1 protein-coding gene and 2 pseudogenes are annotated in these 2193 nt (G+C 39.2%); all 3 read left to right on the top strand.

Going from position 1 to position 2193, the window contains the following annotated elements:
* Nucleotides 1-852: pseudogene (locus OOZ15_RS19755) on the top strand (hypothetical protein); the annotation flags it as partial.
* A 6-nt stretch (nt 853-858) separates the two neighbouring features.
* Complete coding sequence (locus tag OOZ15_RS19750; RefSeq protein WP_265958161.1) at nt 859-1491, top strand: hypothetical protein; 633 nt, start codon at nt 859-861, stop codon at nt 1489-1491.
* A gap of 39 nt (nt 1492-1530) precedes the next feature.
* A pseudogene (locus OOZ15_RS19745) lies at nt 1531-2193 on the top strand (DUF6443 domain-containing protein); the annotation flags it as partial.

Below are 2193 nucleotides of genomic sequence, written 5' to 3'. Positions count from 1 at the left end.
TGGATGAATCTTGATCCATTGGCTGAAAAATATACAAACCTATCTCCTTTTTCATATGTTGCCAATAATGTTGTTAATGCAATTGACCCTGATGGCAGGTTAATAATTTTTGTTGGAGGATTAAGGTTATGGAAAGGTGCCACTGACCAGAGGTTTTTTGGGAAATCAGGATTTTATAGTAATGACCAAGGAGTTTTTAATTATTGGAGAGATTATGGTAGTGATAGAAATTATTTTGGCCAAAAAGCTGATATAGTAAGTCTATTTACTGCTGCCCATAGAGATACAAATCATCTATTTACAAGTGGCTCTTCACACTGGGCTTCTCAAGCAAGCCAAAGAAGAAATGAAGGAATTAGAAAAGCAAAAAAATTCTACAGACAATACAAAAAAGGAAAAGTGAAATTAGCTGATGGAGAGGCGATTCGAATTGTTTCTCATAGTCAAGGCGGTGCACACGCAGCTGGTTTTGCCGACCAGTTAAGAACATATAAAGATGAAAACGGAGAATCATTATTTAACGTGGAAATGATATGGTATTTAAACCCACATCAACCAGGAGATATTACAAACCCAGAGGGAATACCTGGTTTTCAATATAGTTTATATAGGGATGCTGTTTCATCTCGTCCGTCTTTCTGGTTACCTAATGGAGGTTCAGAATTAAAAACTATAAAAGGGATATTAAGTTATTTTACAGGCGATATTTTTAGTGAGGAAGAAGCGGAAGGACCTGCAGGTAATAGAGGCGGTCATAATGTTACTGATAATTATGATAACTTAAAAAGTGTGATAAATGATTTTTGTAAAAATAATCCAAATAAATGTTTTGAAATCAAAATTGAAGAATAGAAATAAATGATTTTTTTAAAGAATTATAAAGACACTTTTCTTGTAGGGCTGCTGATATTTTCAATATTTGGATGTGAAAAATACTCATTCCCGAAAAATATTGATGATTGGCAGCCTTATAAAGTTGGGGATATTATTGTTTTTGAATCAAATAAAGGAAATATAGATACTGTTTCCATAAAAAAAATTCATAACTCTTATTTAGCTGATGATAACTTAAGTGTTTTACCAGATAAGCATCAAAATATTGTAGTCATTGGAGAAGCAGTATTAAATAAACCTATTAAGACTTCTTTAGGGGGGCAAATTTTTAAAGAAGAAATAAGTCTATTAAGTATATACGCTGATGAAAGTGTATATTTTAATTTTGATTTTAAAAGACCTTCGGATGGATTAAATTACCCATCTACTGCATTAACTTTTTTAAAATTGAAAACTCTTTTAGAGAAGAAAGAAGCTTCAAATTTTAACTCTATTGTTATAGAGGCAGTCAATCAATATGAATCCTTAATTCAATATGACCTCAAAAAGTTTTGGTGGAGTAAAAAGTATGGCTATACACGTTTTGATTTTAAAAATGGAGATTACTTGAAGTTGGTGAAATTTATACGTGAAGGGAAAAATATTTTAGAAGAATAGAGGTCTAGCAACTGTAAAATTTACATAGCACTATAATCTTTGAGGCCCCAGGATGCCATTCAAAGGAACGGCGATGAGTGGCTGTTCACCGTCTACGATGCCTTTGGGAGGGTGGCCTATACAGGGATAGACTCCAATAATACAAGCAGTAGGACAGCAATGCAGGCGGCGGCCAATGCAGCTTCCAACCAATATGTAAGGAAAACGGCAACGGCCAACACCTATGCCGGGACAACGGTCTACTATACCAAGGATGCCTTTCCGGTCAGCTTTGACAAAGTGCTGACCATCAACTATTACGACAATTACACCTTTGACAAAGCGGGGCTGGCCGCCCCCACCAGTGTACTGGGACAGGCGGTGGACACCCGGACGAAAGGCCTGGCCACGGGGAGCAAGGCCAGGGTACTGACCACCGACCAGTGGATCACGACCCTTATGGTCTATGACAAAAAGGGCAGGGCGGTCTACACGGCCACCAAGAACCCCTACCTGGGGACGACGGACATCGTAGAGACCGAGTTGGACTTTGCAGGAAAGGTGAAACAGACCAAAACGGCCCATACCAAGGACAGCGGCCCGGCCATCGTGACGGTGGACAGGTTCGGGTACGACCACAGGGGCAGGCTGCTCGAACAAACCCAAACACTTGGTGGCAGCACGGAGCTGATCGCCGGGAACATATACGACGACCTGGGGCAG

Origin of the sequence: Galbibacter kalidii (assembly GCF_026241135.1) — a bacterium.
Classification (GTDB): Bacteria; Bacteroidota; Bacteroidia; order Flavobacteriales; family Flavobacteriaceae; genus Galbibacter.
Note: the sequence above shows the minus strand (reverse complement) of the source record. Positions and strands in the feature narration are given on the sequence as shown.

What these genes read in the sequence shown, in the direction of transcription:
- OOZ15_RS19750 (WP_265958161.1), top strand. Translation starts at nt 859, where the DNA reads ATGATTTTTTTAAAGAATTATAAAGACACTTTTCTTGTAGGGCTGCTG.